The following is a 20875-nucleotide window of genomic DNA, read 5'->3' on the forward strand; positions in this document are numbered from 1 at the left end:
TTATTTTATAGTTGGTTTAATTATTCCTAACTTATATACTTGTTCATTACTATTTTTCGGCCGTAGTCTTCAAAGTGAAAACTGTCTGTGTAGAGTGATATTAAAAGTATACCGCGTCCGTTTTTGCGGTACACGTCATCATTATCTATTTTGATAGCTTTGTAATTAAATCCGCTGCCCTCATCTTCTATGGTAATTTCAAGCATATTCTGTTTTATACTAAATGATATATTTACATTTTTATTATAATCATTATTGTTGCCGTGAACTATAGCATTAGTTAAAGCTTCTTCAAAGGCTATTTGCATGGCATCAGCGTCTTTTATATCATGTGCACGTAAATACTGAATAAAGATTTCAGATATGTTTGGTATTAATCTTTTATTACTTGGTATTTTCATAGTCAGCATATTATTATATGTAGTATTTTCTATACGTTATAAATAAAGTATAGTTAAATAATATGCATTGTCAAGAGATTTTTACATATAAATTATTAAATAGTATAAAGATTTTTTAATCCAAATGCTGTTATATTGTCATTGCTGTTAATGGCTTTTAATTTGTTTATAGCCTCTTCTGTGGATAAACTCATTATATTGTAAACACCATCTTCTAATGAGCTGTAATTAGATGCTATAGCCTCACACATAGAATTAGTAGCAATAAAATAGTTTTGACTTTTGTTTCTTCTTGAGCCTTCTATTGTAATGTAGTGTCCGCCGCCGGCACAAGCACAGTTTTCAAGAGCATATCCATTAACATGGTCTCTTGTTATTTGAGCAGCCTTATTTTTGTCTATGCAAAACACTTTGGCGTCCCCCGCATGAAACACAAATACACCAGCAAACTTATGATATAATACACCTGCAATAGAAGCACCAGCCATGGATTTTTGAACATCATCAGCAGATTCTCTGGCAGCATTAACTTCTAATTTGATAAAGTTATGCATTATCCAGTTTATCACTTCTTGCTCTCCAACAAGTTCTACTAAATCCAAAAAGTTCTCATTAAAAACATCTATAGCAAGCTTTGAAGCAAAAGTATCTCCCAAACCATCAGCAATTAATGATATACAAGTGCCTTCCATAGAGTTTATAAAATGACTGTAATTGTTTTGTTCATTTATTATTAACGGTCTTCCAAGTATTGCTTCGCTATTAAAAAGTATAGTGTCAGTATTTGTTTTGTTATTGTTAGATTTATTTGTAAAAGAGAAAATATCCATATTATTTTAAATTCCTTAGTTTTTTAATTTATATTTTATAGGTAAAAATATTTTTTTCAAGTTTATTAATATAATAGATTTAAAAGTTGTATTTTTTAAAAAAATCATTATTTTATAAATAGTTATTTTATATGAAAATTTGATGTTTTTAATATAATTATAGTCTTGATTTTAAGATTATAATTTTATATAATATTATTATAGAAAAAATAAAAGAAATTAAGGAATGTTTTATGTCAAAAGGCTATTTAGCTTTAGTGCTTCATGCTCATCTCCCTTATGTCAGACACCCTGAGCATGAGGATTTTTTAGAGGAAGAATGGTTGTATGAGGCTATCACAGAAACATATATACCTCTTCTTGACGCTTATGATAGAATGGTTAATGATGGAATAAATTTCAAAATCACTATGAGCGTAACGCCTCCTCTTATGAATATGCTTGCAAACGAGCTTCTTCAAAATAGATACGTTAATTACATAGAAAAATTAATAAGATTGGCAGAGATGGAGGTTGAAAGAACTTCATTAGACCCTAATTTTCATCATACTGCTGAATTTTATAGAGATAAGTTCAGAAAGATAAGAGATATATTTGTTTATAAGTATAATAAGAATATATTAAATGGTTTTAGGTATTTCTTGGAAAGAGGAAATTTAGAGATAATCACTTGCGGAGCTACGCATGGATTTTTCCCATTTATGCAGGAATATCCTAAGGCAATAGAAGCACAGTTAAAAATGGCTGTAAAAACTCATGAGAAGCATTTAGGAAGAAAACCTACAGGCATATGGCTTGGAGAATGCGGATTTTTCCCAGGACTTGAAAAACATCTTGCAAACAACGGAATTAAATATTTCTTTGTTGATACGCATGGTATAATGTATGCCGACAGAGTGCCAAAATATGGAGTTTATGCTCCTTTATATTGTTCTAGAGAGAGCAGAGTTGCCGCTTTCGGACGAGATATTGAGAGTTCAAGAAGTGTTTGGAGTGCTGAAGTTGGATACCCTGGCGACCCAAGATACAGAGAGTTTTATAGAGACATTGGATATGATTTGCCTTTTGAATATATAAAAGAGTTTATACAAAGCAATGGTCTTAGAAAAAATACAGGTATAAAATATTATAGAATTACTGGTAAAGACTGTGCTAAAGAGCCTTATAATCCAGAATGGGCTATGGAAGCTGCAGGAGAGCATTCAGGTAATTTTATGTTTAACAGAGAAAAGCAAATAGAGTATTTAGCTTCAGTGATGGACGACAGACCTCCTATAGTAGTATCTCCTTATGATGCTGAATTATTCGGACACTGGTGGTATGAAGGCCCTATGTTTATAGAGTTTTTAATGAGAAAGATTCATCATGACCAAAATACTATAGAAACAATTACACCAAAAGAATATTTGGAAAGACACCCAGTAAACCAAATATCTATGCCTTCAATGTCAAGTTGGGGAGCTAATGGATACGGTGAAGTTTGGCTTAACGGCACTAATGGCTGGATTTACAGACATTTACACAAGGCTGCAGAACGTATGATAGAGCTTGCTCATGATTATTATAATGAAACAGGTCTTTATGAGAGAGCATTGAATCAGGCTGCACGTGAATTGTTATTGGCACAAAGCAGTGACTGGGCTTTCATTATGCATACAGGTACTATGGTTGATTATGCTGTTAATACTACAAAACTATATGTGAAGAGATTTACTGACCTTTATTATGCTATAAAAAATAGGGATTTAAATGAAGAGTGGCTCAGTAAATTAGAATGGCGTGATGATATATTCCCAGAGATGGATTTTAGAATATACAGTTAATAAAATTATCTATAGAAAATTATGGAAGGGAGTGTTAATAAACATTCCCTTTTTAATTATGTTCTATAGAAAAAATATAACTAAAAAATTTTTAACTTTTTTATTTTCATTGTTTGCAGGGCTTTGCCCCACACTCCAGTTCTTTTGCCGATAGACACCAACTCGGTATTGCTATAAAAGAACCAAAAGAACTGCATTTCTTTAGTCTAAAATACAAGTATTATTTTATACTTAATACATATTCTAAACACATAAAGCTAAAACACTTGCACTTTTCGTGAAGCGTACCCATAGGGTAAAAACTTTGACGAAGTCCGCACTGAGACTGAAAAGAGTCTTTCAGGGCGACCGTAGGAAGTGCCTTAGGTATTGGCACAAAGAAGCAAAAAGACTGCATTTTTTTATCTAAATTTAGGTTTTATCTTATATTCAATACATATTCATAGGGTATTAGCAATAGTATATGCACTTTTTGCGGCGGGAAAAAGAACAACAAAAAATGCGAAGAACTGCATTTTTATGGTAAATTTGATAATTTAATTGTACATTAAAAAGCACTCCTCCGAACACCTAAAAGGTTATGATTAAAACATAGCATTAACATGCGGCGCACCGACCGTAGGGAGTGCACAGTTAGGCGAGTATTGGTACAGCTCGTACAAAATATAATTGTTTAGCTGTAAAAATACAAAAATAAATTTGCATTTTTTTTAGAGTTATGCTATAATACTTGCAACTAGCTCGGATGATGGAATTGGTAGACATAGCAGATTTAAAATCTGCTGGTCCTTGCGACCGTGCCGGTTCGATTCCGGCTCCGAGCAAAATACCAAATAACTCGAGAAACTCATTAATAATTTTTATGGTAAATAATCAAGATAAACTTTCTAAAAAAAATATTATTATACTAATTGTAGGACTTATAATCTTTGCTTTTAGTTTTCTTCTAATCGCATTAGTAGGTAAAAATCCTGAAGGTATATTAGGTTTCCTTGCTCCTTTTACTATGCTTGTTGGTATAATTGTAATAGTAACAGGTTTTTTATATAAAGCTAATTCTTAATGTTTTTTATTGATGTAATATTTTTATGAAAAATAATGAAATAGAGATAAAAGCTTATGTTAGAGATTTTGAAAATACTTTAAGTTTTCTCTATAAGAATGCTAAATTTAAAAAGAAATATTTTAAAAAAGATATATATTATGCCAAGAATGATGATATTTTAAATAATAGTATAAAATTAAAAAATTGTATTAGACTTAGAATAGAACATGGCGGCTATACGTTTTGCTCTAAAGATAGAAAAATAGTAGATGGTGTGGAAGTTAATGATGAGATAGAATTAAAAGTAAGCAAGAAAAAAGCAAGATTTATAATTAATTTTTTATCATCACTTCAAGGCTACAGAGAGTATGTTAGAAAAGAAAAAAAAGGCTATGCTTTTGTATATAAAAATTCATTAGTAGAAGTGTCAAAAATAAAAGGTTTAGGTAATTTTATAGAGATAGAGTTTTTAAATATTACAGACAGCGTAGAAAATCAGGTTTCTCAATTAAAGAAAATATTACAAGAAATAGGCATAGATGAGAAAGATATAGAAACAAAGCCTTATGTTGAAATGCTAAAAAAATTAAATAATTAGATTTTATTTCCGAGAATAAAACATAATTTTTTAAGTTTATAATTTAGGCTTTGTTTTATGTAAAAAAGTATTTAATATATACTTGACATTTTTTAACGTATATGTTAATATATTTAAGTCATAAAATATTAGGGCGATTAGCTCAGCTGGGAGAGCGGGTGCCTTACAAGCACTAGGTCGGCGGTTCGAACCCGTCATCGCCCAAAGTCTTCTAAAATTGTTTACATTATTTTTTAAGTTGTATGGCAGGTTTTGAATATCTTTTAATCATAGTAGCTATTCTTTTTCTATTAATACTATTGACTTTTCTTATTAAAAAAATTACTAAGCATATCTCTATATTATTTGCTGTTATTATCATCATGGTTCTTTCTGTAGCTTCTCTTGTAGGAATATATTTTAATTATACAACTAACATATCAGCAAACATGGAAACTTTTTCTATGGAAAAACAAAAAGCGGAAGAGAAAAAAAGGCTTATTGAGAATGTTAGTATGAGAGATGGGGTATTAGAAATCTTGTCTTTGCATTTGGCTTACTCAAATAGAATATCTAAACCTATAATAAGAAATGGTGAAATAGGTTTTTATTTAGATGAAATTTGGTTTAACTGGGCAGACGGTAAGCTTTTAACAGATGCGGATATATCCAATGCTGATAATTACATAAGTTTTGGTTTTTATTCATATCCTGTTAATGGACTTCCTGTTATACAAAAAGCTACACCCGAGAGAACTTTAGAGCTTCAGGAATATTATAAAAGAAGAGTTAACAATAAAAAAATTATTAATAATACTTTTTTAAATACACTTTATGATGGTTCTTCTCCTAAGACAATGATGACGCATATAAAAACGGTTAGCATATTGGGATATAGAACAAGTATACATGATTATATAGTAGAGCCTCTTTCTAATGCAAGTGTAGAAATTAAGTCTATGGCTCAAACCAATGTTCAAGTAAAAAATTATTTAGCATCATTAAAAACTGTCAGCGGTTATGTATGGAAAATAATATCAAAAAGTGCAAGCAGAAGCTATCATAGCTACGGAGTTGCCATTGACACGCTTCCTAAAAGAAATAATGGCAAGCAAATATATTGGGCTTGGACGAGAGTTAATAATAAAGAGTGGTATGCTGTTCCTTTTAATGATAGATGGAATCCGCCTAAAGAGGTTGTAAAAATTCTTGAGAAATATGGATTTATTTGGGGCGGTAAATGGCATAATTATGACACTGTGCATTTCGAGTATAGACCAGAACTTATAATATACAACAGAATAAAAGAAGATGAAGAAGAGCTTTACAGACTCATAAAAGAATACGGTTTATATTAATTAATAGCATTAAAAAATATATTTCTTAAATTGTTTTATTATAATATTTCAATTTTTTATTGTTCTTTTTCCCGCAGCTCGCGGTGCGGACTCCGTCAAAAGAACCAAAAAGTGCAAATGTTTTGCTTTATATTTATGAATATGCATTAAATGTGTGAATACTGTAAATTTGTCTTAAAACTGCAGTCTTTTTGCTTCTTTGTGCCACGCCTACAGCACTTCCTTCGGTCGCAAAAGAAGTGAGGGTGTGTACCCACAGGCACTCTTCGCAGGGAGCAAAGCCACCACAAATAAAAAATTAATAAAATGTAATTATTTTAATATATACTAAAAAAGTTTATAACATATTCATAAAAATTGACAAACTCAGTAATTTTTAGTATAGTATAAAATAATCTCAATATAAAAAATAAATATGATAAAATTAGATGATAATATAAATAACACTCTAAATAGATGGCGTCTTATACTCGGAGATTTCGCTGATAATAATATTGAATTGCAAAACGGATTATCAGATATTAATGAATCTTTAAATTTTTTGTATGACAGAGAGTACTCAAAAGAAGACGGTTATTATAATGATGATAATAGTACAACAACAAAGGGCGGTAAAAATAAAAGCAATCTAACTGTGCCAATGTGGGTTTCTAAGATAAGAAAACTCTTTCCAAAAGAAACCGTTCAGATTATGCAGACTCATGCTCTAAATAAATATAATCTAACTGAAATGATTACAGATGAGAATATTTTAAAGGAAATGGAGCCTAATATGGAGCTTCTTAAAAATATTCTAACATTTAGAGATATGATGGATTCTAATGTAAAAAAGCTTGCATATGGAATAGTAAGAGATATTGTAGAAAAACTAAAAAGAAAAATGGAGCAAGATATTAAAAAAGTTTTTTATGGCAAGAAGCTTCCTCATTCTTATACAACTCAAAAAAAAATGTTTAAAAATCTTGATGTAAAAAAAACAATTAGGCACAATTTAAAAAACTATAATACTCAAAATAATACAATATTTGTAGATAAACTTTATTTTAATAACAATATAAGAAACTATAATCCTTGGCATATTATAATACTTATAGATGAAAGCGGCTCTATGCTTGATAGTGTTATATATTCATCTATAATGGCGTCAATATTTGCTAATTTGCCTTATTTATCTGTGAAGCTTATTATATTTGACACTTCCATAGTTGATCTTACTGATTATGTTAAAGACCCAGTAGATACTCTTTTAAAGGTTCAATTAGGTGGTGGGACTGATATTGTTAATGCTTTGGAGTATGCTAAAAAAATTACTGCATTTCCAGAAAAGACAATATATTTACTTATAAGCGATTTGGAAGACAGCAATGATTATAAATGTATGCATAACAGTGTAAAAGGTATTATTGAAGCAAGAAGTAAGATTTTTATATTAACAGCATTAGATTATGATTGTAATGAATCATATAATAAAAATGCTGCTCAAAAACTTTCTAAACTTGGTGCTAAAGTGGCTGCCATTACTCCAAATAAATTAGCAGAGTATGTAAATGATATTATAGCTAAATGATTATATAACTATATTTTATTAAAATTATTTTTATTTAGTTTTTTATAAACATGTTTTTTTTGTTTAATAGTTTTATTAAACATTCTCTATATTGTTCATAATTGTATGTTTTTTTACAAAAATATATAGATAATTATTTTTTAAATCCGAAAATTAGTAATGTAATATTATAATCTTTTTTATAAAAATGGTAGAAAAATGAAAATATTTATCAATGACAAAGAATTATCATTTACATTAGAAAATGAACAAAATGCTTATGATGTATTAAAAGGTGTAGAAGAGTGGTGTAACTCTAATAATTTTCTTATTAATAAAATTATAATAGATAATAATGAGCTTCACCCATATATAGACGAAGAATATGAGAAAATACTTATAGAAAATATTGACACTATATATATAGAAGCCCTTAGCAATAGTGAATATTATTTATCTAGCCTTAATTCTATAATGGATTATATTAAAAATATTTCTGTTACAGATTCTGCTATTTTAAGTGAAAGAGATATAGAAGATTTAAAAGACGGATTTGCTTGGATATTAGATTCTATACCAAGGGTAATATTTCTTTGCAATATGAGTTTAGAAAGCCATAATTCTATGCATTTACTAAAGATGCTTGAAGTAAAATTAGAGAGATTAACATCATTAACAGAGAAAAAAGAAGATATAGAAAAAATAAGAGATTATTTTAATGATGATATTAAGCCATTCATTAATGATAAATTAATGCCTACTATGGAACTTATTATGGAAGATGCTAAAATTAATACTATAATAATGTTTTCTAACAATATTAATTCTGATAATGCATTATATAAAATAGGCACTCTTCCTAAGTTTTATGATTTTATAATAGAACTATTAGATAAAATTGTAAGCAAGCTTCAAACAGGAAATGATAAAGAAGCATTTTTGTATGCAGAAAAATTTTCAAGAGTAGTAAGTTTCTCTTTTACAATACTTTCAAAAGTGGCAGATATATGCTCCATAGATTATAACAATATAAAAATAAATAAAATAAGTCTTTATGATTCAATAGAAGATTTTAACAGTATGATGAATAATGTTTTAGAAGCATTTTCTAATGAAGACTATATATCTATAGCAGACATATTGGAATATGAAATAAAAGATAAATTAAAAGATATTATTAATTATATACCTGTTGTAGAGGAATACATTGAAAAACTCAATGTTTGATTTTACAGAAGAAGACAACTCATTTCTTCCAATGGCAGAGCGTATGCGTCCCACTTCTATAGAGGAAGTTTATGGGCAAAAGCATATTCTATCAGAAAATAAAACTCTAAGAAAAATGATTGATAAAGATAAAATTACTTCTATGGTTTTTTTTGGTCCTCCGGGAGTTGGAAAATCAACAGTTGCTTCTATAATTGCTAAGAAAACTAAAAGAGAATATATAAAATTAAATGCTGTACTTTCTAATGTGTCTGAAATTAGAGATGCTATTAAAAAGGCAGAAAAAAATCTATCCAACGAAAAAAAGACAATACTTTTTATTGATGAAATACATAGGTTTAATAAATCTCAGCAAGATGCTTTACTTCCCGCTGTAGAAAATGGGACAATTATTCTTATTGGAAGCACAACACAAAATCCTTATTTTTATTTAACTAATGCACTTCTTTCGCGTATAATGCTTTTTGAGTTTAAGAACCTCGAAGATGAAGACATTAGAGAGGCTGTTGTTAATGCTATTAAAGATAAAAGAGGACTCGGCGAAGATGATATTGATGTAGAAGATAAAGCTATAGATTTAATAGTAAAGTTTTCGCATGGAGATGTAAGAAAAGCTTTAACATATCTTGAAACATCATACTTAGCTACACAAATAGATGAAACAAAAGAAAAACTCACAATCACAGAAGAGATAGTAAAAGATGTTACAACCAAGCAGGCATTAAACTTTGATGAAGATGAGCATTACAACACTATTAGTGCTTTTATAAAAAGTGTGAGAGGAAGCGACCCAAATGCAGCAATTTATTATTTGGCAAGAATGCTTGAGTCAGGAGAAGACCCAAGATATATAGCAAGACGCCTTTGCATATTAGCTGCTGAGGACATAGGACTTGCAGACCCTAATGCACTTAATATAGCATCATCGCTTCTTAATATAGTTGAGTTTATAGGTATGCCGGAAGGAAGAATACCTCTTGCAGAGGTTACTATATATTTGGCACTTTGCCCGAAATCTAATTCTGCATATAACGCCATTAACAAAGCATTAAAAGACGTGAGAAACGGAGAGCTTTATTCTATACCGAATTATTTGAAAGATAACAACTCAGCATCATTTGACAGAAAGAGTAATGAAGATTATAAATATCCTCATGATTATCCTTATCATATAATAAAGCAGGACTACTTAGAAAAAGGTATTAGAAAAAATTATTATGAAGCGGTAGAGATAGGAGAGGAAAGAGAGCTTAAGAAAAGATATGAATGGATAATTAAGCATATATATGATTAAGTTATATTTAGTAAAGTTATTTTTTATCCTAATTTTGCCTCATCTCTGTGTTTTCTTCGTAAAGAACTGCATTTTTAGACAAAGATACATTTATTATTTTATAGTTTATAGATATTCCAAACATATAAAGCTAAAATATTTGTATTATCTATATTTCTAAAATATTAGCTATGGTACCTGTACTTTTTGCAACTTTTTGCTACGGGAAAAAGTTGATAAAAAATAATTATTTTAATATATTCTGAAAATTTTTAAGTCTGTAAAAATTTAGTCTTTATATTTTATTGTTTTCGGGGACTAGCCCCCGCACCCCCACTTCTTTTGCTGCAGCAAAGAAGCAAAAGAACTGCATTTTTACACAAATATACATCTACTATTTTGTACCTTATAATATATAATAATCTAAACAACAATATTAAAGGAAAATACAATATGACTATAAGAAAAACAACTGCTAATGATATAGATAAACTCTTAGAAATATTTGATTATGCCAGAGAATATATGAAAGCAAATAATAATCCAAATCAATGGGTTAATGGTTATCCATCAAGAGAAGATGTAGAACAAGACATTAAAAAAAATGAAAGTTATGTATGTTTAGATGATGATAATAATATAATAGCAACATTTTGTTTTTTTATAGGCATTGAAGAAGATTATAATGAAATATACGAAGGTAAGTGGCTTAATAACAATAAATATGGAGTTATACACAGAATAGCAACTTTAAAAAATCAAAAAGGAGTAGGCTCTTTTTGCATGAAATACTGTTTTGATATATGCAAAAATATGAGAGTAGATACACATAAAGACAATATACCAATGCAAAGGCTTTTAGAGAAAGAAGGTTTTACAAAGTGCGGCATAATAAAATTAAGAAGAAACGGAGCGGAAAGAATAGCTTTTCAGAAGAGCGAATAAAGTTAATTTTCTATTTCTTTATCATACCATTCTGTATTGCCAAGATTTTCTTTTAATGCTTCTTGTAAACCATATAAATCATAGTATACTAATAGCAGATTCTTATAATGTAGTTCAACATATACTAAAAAAATTTTAACTTTGTCAAAAATTATATTTTTTAATTTTAAATATTCATGGGGCTTTGTCCCACACCCCAGTTCTTTTGCTGCCGCAAAGAACCAAAAAGGCTGTATTTTTATCTAAAATTTAGGTTTTATTCTATCATTATTTTATAGATATTTTTAAATATAAAGTTATAGTAATTGCGTTTTTCTCAAAACTTATCAATAGTGTAAAAACTTTTTAACGAATTTAATACAACAACTGAATAGAATGCATGTGGATACGAGAGATTCAAAAAAGTTGCTAAAAAACATTCTAATAAAATTGGAGATGGCGGGACTCGAACCCGCGTCCTACGAAGCGCCCCATATTCGTCTACATAGCATATCTTATCTTTGAAGTTTCACTCTACAGGTAAAAGACAAGCAGAAAAACTATAAAGCTAGTTTGAGTATACGTAATATTAGGCTCAAACGGCACCTAATACAAGTTCTATGTGTTTCGACACCGATAAAGCAACCCATAGACAAATCACTAAACCAGTGACAGCTTCAATTAAGCTGCAAGTGCGTATTCGTCTGCACTTATATTTTTAGTATGATATTTACGTGCATATACCAAGCACGGCTATGCAAAATATGACTCAACCATCGCAGTCGAAGCCGGAGCATCCCCTTTCAAAGAACATATATTTATTATTATAATATTTTTTTTTATATAGTCAATAGTTCTGAATGCTTTACTTTTATATTAATTTAAGTATAATTAAGTAGTTATGAAATATTTATTAATACTGTTTGTTATAATAAGTTCGCAATTATATCCTTATGAATTAAGACTTCACTTTGCAAGGGCTAATATTTATAATAATACTTTATATGCCAATGTTTATGTTGGAAATGATATGAATTTTTATAATAATATAAAAAAATATTTAGATAACGGCATTATAACTATATTTAACTTTAGAGTTAATTTATTTAAAGAAAATTTATTATTAGATGATAGTATAAAAGATGCCCATTTTTTTAGGAGAATGTATTATGACTTTTTTACTAAAGAATATGTTATGTATAATTCTCAGACTATGGCTGAAACAAGAAATACGAACTTTTATGAATTAATTAGAAATACAAGCCAAATCAATAGAATAGAGATTATTAATACTAATAACCTTAATATACACAGCGAATATTATTTTAAAACAAGACTTTCAATACAGTTTGAAAACGCCTATCCATATTTAAATACTTTTTTTAATATACTTACTCCATTACAATATAGAATTAAATGGTTAAAATCTAATAATTTTTATTTAAATAAATTGTAATAATAATTTTTATATTTTCTTATATTATTTATAGGTAAAAATCCGATTTTGTATTAAATAAAGTACCTTGACTTTTTGTAAATATTTTATAAAATTATTTTTTAATTAGAGGAATTATGCATTATTTTATTAGTATATTAATTGCTTTAATATTTTCAAGCTATTCATTCGCACAAAATTATGGTTATGATAAAAATTATCAATCATATTTAGATGAAAATGGCGTAGAAATTGATGATAAACAAAAGGATAAAGTTAGAGAAGATATAAAAAAGTGGGCTAACTATTATTTGCAAAAACAATATAAATATAATGAAAGAGTTGAATTAACGCACCCCACTACAAAAGAGAAGAAAAAATTCAATTTTGATTGCTCCGGTTTTGTAACAGCTGTTTATTGGAGTTCTAATATAGCAGTATTTGAGAAGCAAGCCATAATGGACTCTAGCGGAGTAAAAACAATATATTCAACACTTTCAAAATATAAAAAGATATATAATGATAGTATGCCAAATGTTGGCGATATTGTGATGTTTGACAGAACTACATCAGATACAAAAAAACTTACACATGCTGGAATAGTTGTTGATGTAGATAGAGAAGAAGGAACTGTAACTTATGTACATGCCTCTACGAGCAAAGGGCTTGTTGAAGGCTATATAAATTTAAAATATCCTGATTTAGCTAGAAAAGACGGCAAAGTTATTAACAGCTATCTTAGAAGAGGAGGAGGCATAGATTCACTTGCATCAAAATGTTTTAATAGTTATGGTACTATTTTAGATATACCTTTAGAATAAATATATACATAAAAGAGTTTTTTTGGAGAATATATGGCTAATAATAAAAAAAAGAATACGAATAGAAGAAACAACATTCCTCAAAGCGGGGGCGGAAATCAAATTATTATAATATTGCTTCTTACAATGGTTGTAGTGATGGCAATAATGTATTTTCAGAAAACACCTCAAGTTAAAGCTCAGGAATGGGATTATTCTACTGTTGTAGAGAAAGTAAAAGAGAAATCTGTTACAGAAGTTACTATAGTTGATCAATATATAAAAAATGGTAAAGCTGTACAAACGCTTAATGGTAAAGTTACAGAGATAGATTTTTATTCTTATATACCTTTTTCTGCAAGCGGTTTTGCAGATTTTCTTATAGAGAATAATGTAAAAGTTAGGGGTGAACCTGAAAAACCAAGTTACTTTAGTATAATACTTGTAAACTTACTTCCTATACTTGCTATAGGATTTTTACTTTGGTTCTTTATGTTTAGACAAGTTCAAGGTTCAAACAATAGAGCTATGAACTTTGGAAAAAGCAGAGCAAGACTTTTAACAAAAGAAGATGTAAAAGTAACATTTAAAGATGTTGAGGGCTGTAAAGAAGCCAAAGAAGAGCTTCAAGAAGTTGTGCAGTTTTTGAAAGATGCGAGTAAATTTACGAGGCTTGGTGCTAAGATACCAAAGGGAGTATTATTAGTAGGCCCTCCAGGTACAGGTAAAACTTTGCTTGCTAAGGCAGTTGCTGGTGAAGCTAATGTACCTTTCTTTAGTATGTCTGGTTCTGAGTTTGTTGAGATGTTTGTAGGTGTTGGTGCTTCGAGGGTAAGAGATTTATTTGAACAAGGTAAGAGGTCTGCTCCTTGTATTATATTTATAGATGAGCTTGATGCTGTGGGCAGAACTAGAGGTGCTGGATACGGCGGCGGACATGATGAAAGAGAGCAAACTCTAAACCAAATGCTTGTTGAAATGGACGGTTTTAATACTGACACTAGAATTATAATATTTGCTGCTACCAACAGACCTGATGTACTTGACCCTGCATTACTTCGTCCGGGAAGATTCGACAGACAGGTTGTTGTTGATTTACCTGATGTTAAGGGAAGAGAAGGAATATTTAAAGTGCATGTTGCTAAGATACAGCATGACCCTTCTATAGATTTGTATCATTTAGCTAGAGCTACTCCTGGTTTTTCTGGTGCTGATATTGCTAATATGGTTAATGAGGCTGCTTTGATTGCTGCTAGAAACGATAAAGAAAGAGTAGAGCTTAAAGATTTTGAAGAGGCTCGTGATAAAGTTATGATGGGTCCTGAGAGAAGAAGCATTCTTATAAGTGAAAAAGAAAAACTTAATACCGCTTACCACGAGGCAGGGCATACTTTAATGGCAGTACTTCTTCAAAATACTGATGCTTTACATAAAGTAACTATTGTACCTCGCGGAAGAAGTTTGGGTGCTACTTGGACGCTTCCTTCAGATGGTAGGTATACACTTCAAAGAAAAAAGGCTATTGATGAGATGTCTTTACTTCTTGGTGGTCGTGTTGCCGAAGAGTTTAAATTTGGAGAAGATTCTGTTACTACAGGTGCTTCTAATGATATAGAAAGAGTTACAGAACTTGCAAGGAGAATGGTTTGCGAATGGGGTATGAGCAGGCTTGGTCCTATTGCTTTCGGTCAAAAAGAACAGCCTATATTCTTGGGTAAAGAAATTGCACGCCACAAAGACTATAGTGAAGAAACTGCTCAAAAAATTGATGAGGAAGTGCATAAATTTGTAATCAAAGCTTATGAAAGAACTAAAAAATTAATAGCTGAAAATGCTGAGAAGTTTGAGGCATTGTCTAGAGAGTTATTTGAAAAAGAATCTCTTGACATAGAAGATATTGAAAGAATATGTGAAGTTAAACTTGATAGAGTGAAAGATAAATTAGTTTATGCAGGTAAAGACCCTAAAAGAGGAACTGATGAACTTGAAGACCCTTCTGCTTATCAAGATGGAGAAGTAAAGAGTGTTAAAGATGAAGTATTTTCTACACCTATAAAACCTCTTAAAGATGAAAAATCTTCTAAGAAAACTTCTTCTATTAATAAAAAAATATCTTCTCCTAACAGAAAAAAGAAAAGCGAAGAGTAATAAATTATAAAATAATTAAATAAAACATATAAAAACTACGGTATAATTTTTATATCGTAGTTTTTTATTACTATTTATAATATGTAGGAAATGTATTACATATATAATAATATAGAAGGATAAAAACCAAAAATAAAACTTTTAGTAAAATAATTAATTGATTGTATAAAAAAAATTTTCTATACTGTACTCATAACACTTACTTATGGAGTTTTAAAATGAAAAAAATTGGTTTGCTGCCTAGAATTATAATCGGTATAATTTTAGGTATTTTAGTGGGCATGTATCTTCCTAGTCCTGTAGTAAGAATATTTGTAACTTTCAGTTCTATATTTAGTTTATTTTTAAACTTTATTATACCTCTTATGATAGTTGCTTTTATAGGATACGGTATTGCCAGCCTTACAGAGGGTGCTTCAAAGCTTATTGGAATTACAGTGGCTATATCTTATGGTTCTACATTATTAGCTGGAAGTATTGCTTTTTTAGTAGCTTCAAATCTTTTTCCTACCCTTTTGGGTGCTGCTGCTTTAAGCAATGTAAAAATAGAATCTGGTTTGGATAGTTATTTTTCTATACCTCTTAAACCTTTATTTGATGTTACATCTGCTGTAGTATTTGCATTTATACTTGGTATTGGTATTACAATGCTCAGACCTAAAAAGCAAGGAGAAGAGCTATTTTCTATAGTAAGAGACTCTGAAGAGGTTATACAGGCTGTTCTTAAAAATATAATAATACCTTTATTGCCTATACACATTTTAGGTACTTTTGCTAATTTAGCTTATGCTGGCAGTATACAGCATATACTTGTGATATTTGGTAAAGTATTTGCTGTTGTTATTACTTTACATATACTTTATATTACTGCTTTGTTTATAATATCTGGTGTTATAGGGCATAAATCTCCTTTAATGCTCATTAAAAACCAAATCCCTCCTTATTTCACTGCTGTAGGTACTCAAAGCAGTGCTGCTACTATACCTGTTAGCTTAATAGCTGCTGAAAGAAATGGGGTTAGCGAGCAGATTAGAAATTTTGTTATACCGCTTTGTGCTACTATACACTTAGCTGGTTCTATGATTACTTTGACTTGCTGTTCTACTGCTGTTATACTCATACTTGGTCAAAACCCAACTTATAGCTCAATACTTCCTTTCATACTTATGTTAGGTGTAGCTATGGTTGCTGCTCCAGGAGCACCAGGAGGAGCTGTTATGAGTGCTTTGCCTTTCTTCTATATGATTGGTATTACTGGAGAAGAATTACAGGGTTTGATGATTGCTTTATACTTAACTCAAGACTCTTTTGGTACTGCTGCTAATGTTTCTGGGGACAATGCTATTGCTGTATTTGTTGATTGGTTCTACAAGACAAAAATCAAAAAAGAATCTGTTGCTTAAATAAAATTATTCATAATCAATTAATGTAGAGGGTAGTTTCTAAGAGAAGCTGCCCTTTTTTATTTTTATACTTTTTATAGAATTTTAATTTGTAGATTTTTAACGCACGGTGAATAATCACTTGTATATTGCAAAAATTAATTATTAAGTTAATTAAGGTTTTAAATTTGTTCACCGTGCGGTGAATTAATCATAAATTAAAAAACAACTTGGGCGGGTGTGCTTTTTTTAGTAGACAATGAGGTTAATTAAATTAGAAACTATAAATAAAATATATGAACATAGAGGGCTGGATTTTATAAAAATTTTTAATATGTAATTTTATTTTATAGATTTTTTTAACGCACGGTTAACAATTACTTGTATATTAGAAAAATTATATTATTAATTTTATTATATTTTTAATTTTGTTTACCGTGCGGAGAGCTGATTATCAATTTAAATAAATTAAATGAATAAACAATATATTTTAAGTTTTATATTGTATCTTACTAATATATAGTATATACTAACATAATTATATTTAATTTTTATTAGCAGCAGAAAAATAATGAAAAAAAAGTTAGAATTACAAACAACAACTCTTTGGGATTATCCTTCTCAGCAATATTTAAAAAGTGAAGAGGAAAAACATAAACATTATATAGGAGCAACACCATCATATATAATATGGAATTTATTAAATAGATATACAAAAGAAAAAGATTTAGTAGTTGATCCTATGGCAGGAAGCGGTACAACTATTGATGTGGCAAGAGAGCTTAATAGACGTGCTTTAGGATATGATATCAATCCAAAGGCATTAGAGAGAAAAGATATTTTTAGAGCCGATGCAAGAAAAATACCAATAGAAGATGAAAAGGTAGATTTTGTTTTTGTTGACCCGCCATATAGTACTCATATAAATTACTCTAATGAAAAAAATTGTATAGGTAAATTAACCGCAAAAACAGATGAGTATTATGAAGCTATGGATAAAGTGATAGCTGAAATATTTAGAATAATGAAAAAAGATAGATATATGGCTTTATATGTTTCAGATTCTTATGAGAAAGATTATCCGTTTATGCCTATAGGTTTTAAGCTTTTTGAGATTATGAGTAAATATTTTATGCCTATAGATATAGTTTCGGTTGTGAGGCATAATAAAAGTTTAAACAAGGGTAATTATCATTTATCTGCAATAGAGCATAATTATTATTTGAGAGGGTTTAATTATCTTTTTATAATGTATAAGAAGGGTAATAAAACAATAGATAAAAACGGCAAGGTGCATTTAAGGAATTTTTAAGTAAATGTATTTAAGTTTTTTATAAATGATTTTATATTTTGGTTTTTAAAAACTTAATAATCAAAAGCATCTTCATCTATTTCCATATAATAACTATTAGCTTTTTCTTTTATATATAATAGAGATTTTGGTATCTCCATTAAAAATGATGAAGGAGCTTGTTCCATAGTGCCTGAGCTTATCCTTCTTCTTTTTGCGTATGTGAGGTATAGTTTTTGTTTAGCCCTTGTAATTGCCACATAAAAAAGTCTTCTCTCTTCTTCTACGCCGTTTTCTTCTTCGAGTGAAAAGTAATGAGGAAATACTCCATGCTCAAGACCTGTGATAAATACAACTTCAAACTCTAATCCTTTTGCGTTGTGAACTGTCATAAGTGTAATTGCATCTTCCTTATCTTCGTTGCTGTTGTCTTTATAGAGTGTTGTTTCCTCTAAAAATCCTCTTATATTTAAACTGCTTTCAGGGTTTTCATAATTGTAATTTAAATAGCTGTAATATGCATTAAAAAGCTCTTTTATATTATCTTCTGCTGTTGCTATTCTTATATTGCCGTCGCTTTTAAATATTGAAAAATAATCTATTTCTTTTAAAAACTCAAAGAATACTCCCTCTATATGTTTAGGGTCTTCTTCTATTTTTTTTGAATATTTCTTTAATATGTTTTTATATTCTTTAATGTTGTTAAGAGCTTTTTTTGAAATATTTGATTCTTCTATAATGTCTATTGCATCATAGAGTGTGAGATTTTTTTTATCTGCAAATGACTCAAACTGAGCAAAAGTTTTTTCCCCTATTCCTCTTGTTGGTGTATTGATGGTTCTTCTTATACTAAAATTATCATTAAAGCCTGTAATAAGCCTCAAAAAAGAAATGCTGTCTTTAATCTCTGTTCTCTCATAAAACCCAACTCCTCCTACTATTTTATAATTAATAGAATGAGCCATAAGTTCTTTTTCATAAGCTCTTGATTGGCTATTGGTTCTAAACAAAATAACTATATCTTTTGCTTCAAAACCTTCATCAAACAATAACTCTATTTCATTAGCAACCGATTTTGCCTCTTCATAATCTGTATAGCATATCCAATTTTCTATTTTATAATCACTTTTTTTGTTTGAAAAAACATTTTTTGTGTGTCTATGGCTATTATTTTTTATTACATTCAAAGCTGCTTCAACTACATTTTTCGGGCATCTATAATTTTCTTCAAGGCGAATTATTTTAGTGTCTTCAAAATCATTTTCAAAGTTTAATATATTAGATACGTTTGCTCCTCTAAAAGCATATATACTCTGGTCATCATCGCCTACAACGGTTAATTGATTATCTTGGCTTTGGCTATTATTTTTTTGAGCAAGCATTTTTATTAATTTGTATTGCTGCAAATTAGTATCTTGAAACTCATCAACTAAAATATATTTAAATCTCTTTTTATAATTATCAAGTACACTTTTCTCTTTTTCAAATAGTTTTATAGTGTTGAGTATTAAGTCATCAAAATCCATCACATTTTCTTTAACTTCATATTCTGTGTATTTATCATATACTTTTTTATAATACTCCTCTTCAAAACCAATATCATATCTCATTTCATTTTTTTTGGCAGATATATATCTTGAAACATCTTTCGGCTTTATAGATTTTGGAGTGTTTTCTTCTTTCATTATTTTTTTTATAACGCTTAATCTATCGCCCTCATCCAAAATAAGAAAGTCTTCTCTATAATTTAAATATTGAGCATTATCTTTTAATATTCTCAAACATGCAGAGTGAAATGTTCTTATAAACAGCCTAAATGGTTTTATTTCTGGAAGCATAGAGCATACTCTTTCTTTCATTTCATTGGCTGCTTTGTTTGTAAAAGTTACAGCCATTATATTTTCTGGTCTTATGTGTTTTTCTGTTATAAGGTATGCTATTTTTTTGGTAATAACTAAAGTCTTACCGCTTCCAGCACCAGCCAAAAGAAGAAGAGGACTATCTATATGAAGCACACCTTCTCTTTGATTTTCGTTTAAACCATTAAGTAACTCATTTTGTTTATTATTATCCATAAATATAAAACTCTAATTTTTTTAATATATTAAATTTTTATTTGTGGTGGCTTTGCCCCCATACCCCCACTTCTTTTACGACCGTAGGAAGTGCCTTCGGTATTGGTATAAAAGAACCTTATATCCTTCGGATACGCTTCGCGAAGAACTGCATTGTTTAGCTTGAAATGTTGGTATTATAATATAGTTTATACATATTACAAATGACAAAGCTATAGTACTTGCACTTTTTGCAACTTTGACGAAGTCCACACCGTGTAAGGCGGGAAAAAGTTGAATAAAATAAATTTATAAAATATAGTCGTTTAGCTATATAATAAAAGCTTTAATCTTTTTTGTAATATCTCTGCATTATATCGTCAAATATTTTAGCAGCTTCAAATATAATATAATCGCATCCGTCTATAGGGTCTCTATACTCTTCTTTCAAAGGAGTACAATCTGTATGCGAAGTTAATTCTTTAAACCTGCTGACAAACTCAAATTCTAACTCTTTTAAAAAAGTGCTTTCATGACCTCTCTCTATAATAAAAGCTTTAGAAAAAGCCATTATAGCACCAGTTATAATACCGCAGGTAAGACCCAATCCCATACCGCCCCCAAAACCAGCAGCAAGCTTTAAATCACTTTTATCTATTCCCAAATTATAAACAGTATTAGCTCCATAAAGCATCTTTTCTGCACAATTTAAATCTTCTTTCTTTCCAAATCCATTATATAAATATTCGTATAAAGTCATA

Annotated in this window: 17 protein-coding genes, 2 tRNA genes and 1 other RNA gene; 15 read left to right on the forward strand and 5 right to left on the reverse strand. The window is 29.4% G+C overall.

What is annotated here, in order from left to right; all coding sequences use genetic code 11:
- Positions 1–26 precede the first annotated feature (26 nt).
- Together R4I97_RS04390 and R4I97_RS04395 are read right to left on the reverse strand one after the other, a co-directional pair.
- A complete protein-coding gene (locus tag R4I97_RS04390; protein ID WP_335783871.1) occupies positions 27–401 on the reverse strand; it encodes an ATP-binding protein in 375 nt (124 codons plus the stop codon).
- A gap of 95 nt (positions 402–496) precedes the next feature.
- Entirely contained in the window at positions 497–1231 is a 735-nt protein-coding gene (locus tag R4I97_RS04395) for a serine/threonine protein phosphatase (RefSeq protein WP_335783872.1), read from the reverse strand.
- 233 nt (positions 1232–1464) lie between these two features.
- On the opposite strand from R4I97_RS04395, the gene R4I97_RS04400 reads away from it, so the two are divergent.
- The 10 genes from R4I97_RS04400 (at position 1465) to R4I97_RS04445 (ending at position 11025) form a co-directional block, all read left to right on the forward strand.
- Positions 1465–3054 carry a glycoside hydrolase family 57 protein gene (locus tag R4I97_RS04400; protein WP_335783873.1) on the forward strand — a complete coding sequence of 530 codons (1590 nt, stop codon included), beginning with the start codon at positions 1465–1467 and terminating at the stop codon, positions 3052–3054.
- Between the two features lie 739 nt (positions 3055–3793).
- A tRNA-Leu gene (locus tag R4I97_RS04405) sits at positions 3794–3878 on the forward strand.
- 38 nt (positions 3879–3916) lie between these two features.
- The gene (locus R4I97_RS04410; protein WP_335783874.1) at positions 3917–4117 is read left to right on the forward strand and encodes a hypothetical protein; all 201 of its coding nucleotides are present in this window, start codon (positions 3917–3919) and stop codon (positions 4115–4117) included.
- A gap of 25 nt (positions 4118–4142) precedes the next feature.
- Positions 4143–4697 (forward strand): class IV adenylate cyclase, encoded by a 555-nt coding sequence (gene cyaB / locus R4I97_RS04415; protein ID WP_335783875.1) that lies wholly within the window; start codon positions 4143–4145, stop codon positions 4695–4697.
- 131 nt (positions 4698–4828) lie between these two features.
- Positions 4829–4901 (forward strand) — tRNA-Val (locus R4I97_RS04420).
- 38 nt (positions 4902–4939) lie between these two features.
- On the forward strand, positions 4940–6034 hold the full coding sequence (locus R4I97_RS04425) for a M15 family metallopeptidase (protein WP_335783876.1): 1095 nt from the start codon (positions 4940–4942) through the stop codon (positions 6032–6034).
- 415 nt (positions 6035–6449) lie between these two features.
- Positions 6450–7601 carry a VWA domain-containing protein gene (locus tag R4I97_RS04430; RefSeq protein WP_335783877.1) on the forward strand — a complete coding sequence of 384 codons (1152 nt, stop codon included), beginning with the start codon at positions 6450–6452 and terminating at the stop codon, positions 7599–7601.
- Positions 7602–7799: 198 nt separating this feature from the next.
- Positions 7800–8807, forward strand: coding sequence for a hypothetical protein (locus R4I97_RS04435; RefSeq protein WP_335783878.1), 1008 nt, complete (start codon positions 7800–7802; stop codon positions 8805–8807).
- Positions 8800–10101, forward strand: a complete 1302-nt coding sequence (locus R4I97_RS04440) for a replication-associated recombination protein A (RefSeq protein WP_335783879.1) — start codon at positions 8800–8802, stop codon at positions 10099–10101. The genes R4I97_RS04435 and R4I97_RS04440 overlap by 8 nt, the downstream gene beginning before the upstream one ends.
- Before the next feature lie 432 nt (positions 10102–10533).
- Positions 10534–11025, forward strand: coding sequence for a GNAT family N-acetyltransferase (locus R4I97_RS04445; protein ID WP_335783880.1), 492 nt, complete (start codon positions 10534–10536; stop codon positions 11023–11025).
- A 427-nt stretch (positions 11026–11452) separates the two neighbouring features.
- On the opposite strand, the gene ssrA is transcribed toward R4I97_RS04445, so the two are convergent.
- Positions 11453–11805: a transfer-messenger RNA gene (gene ssrA, locus R4I97_RS04450) on the reverse strand.
- Positions 11806–11905: 100 nt separating this feature from the next.
- Between ssrA and R4I97_RS04455 the strand changes: the two genes are divergently transcribed.
- The 5 genes from R4I97_RS04455 (at position 11906) to R4I97_RS04475 (ending at position 18081) form a co-directional block, all read left to right on the forward strand.
- Positions 11906–12460, forward strand: coding sequence for a DUF4390 domain-containing protein (locus R4I97_RS04455; protein WP_335783881.1), 555 nt, complete (start codon positions 11906–11908; stop codon positions 12458–12460).
- Between the two features lie 116 nt (positions 12461–12576).
- Complete coding sequence (locus tag R4I97_RS04460) at positions 12577–13260, forward strand: NlpC/P60 family protein (RefSeq protein ID WP_335783882.1); 684 nt, start codon at positions 12577–12579, stop codon at positions 13258–13260.
- Between the two features lie 33 nt (positions 13261–13293).
- A complete protein-coding gene (gene ftsH, locus R4I97_RS04465; protein ID WP_335783883.1) occupies positions 13294–15387 on the forward strand; it encodes an ATP-dependent zinc metalloprotease FtsH in 2094 nt (697 codons plus the stop codon).
- Positions 15388–15605: 218 nt separating this feature from the next.
- A complete protein-coding gene (locus R4I97_RS04470) occupies positions 15606–16790 on the forward strand; it encodes a cation:dicarboxylate symporter family transporter (RefSeq protein ID WP_335783884.1) in 1185 nt (394 codons plus the stop codon).
- A gap of 550 nt (positions 16791–17340) precedes the next feature.
- Positions 17341–18081 (forward strand): TRM11 family SAM-dependent methyltransferase, encoded by a 741-nt coding sequence (locus tag R4I97_RS04475; RefSeq protein ID WP_335783885.1) that lies wholly within the window; start codon positions 17341–17343, stop codon positions 18079–18081.
- A gap of 53 nt (positions 18082–18134) precedes the next feature.
- Here the strand turns inward: R4I97_RS04475 and R4I97_RS04480 are convergent, their stop codons facing one another.
- Complete coding sequence (locus R4I97_RS04480; protein WP_335783886.1) at positions 18135–20135, reverse strand: ATP-dependent helicase; 2001 nt, start codon at positions 20133–20135, stop codon at positions 18135–18137.
- A gap of 325 nt (positions 20136–20460) precedes the next feature.
- Positions 20461–20874: a C-GCAxxG-C-C family protein gene (locus tag R4I97_RS04485; protein ID WP_335783887.1), complete on the reverse strand. Its 414-nt coding sequence runs from the start codon at positions 20872–20874 to the stop codon at positions 20461–20463.
- Position 20875: the final 1 nt, after the last annotated feature.

It is taken from the genome of Brachyspira pilosicoli (assembly GCF_036997485.1).
GTDB lineage: Bacteria > Spirochaetota > Brachyspiria > Brachyspirales > Brachyspiraceae > Brachyspira > Brachyspira pilosicoli_C.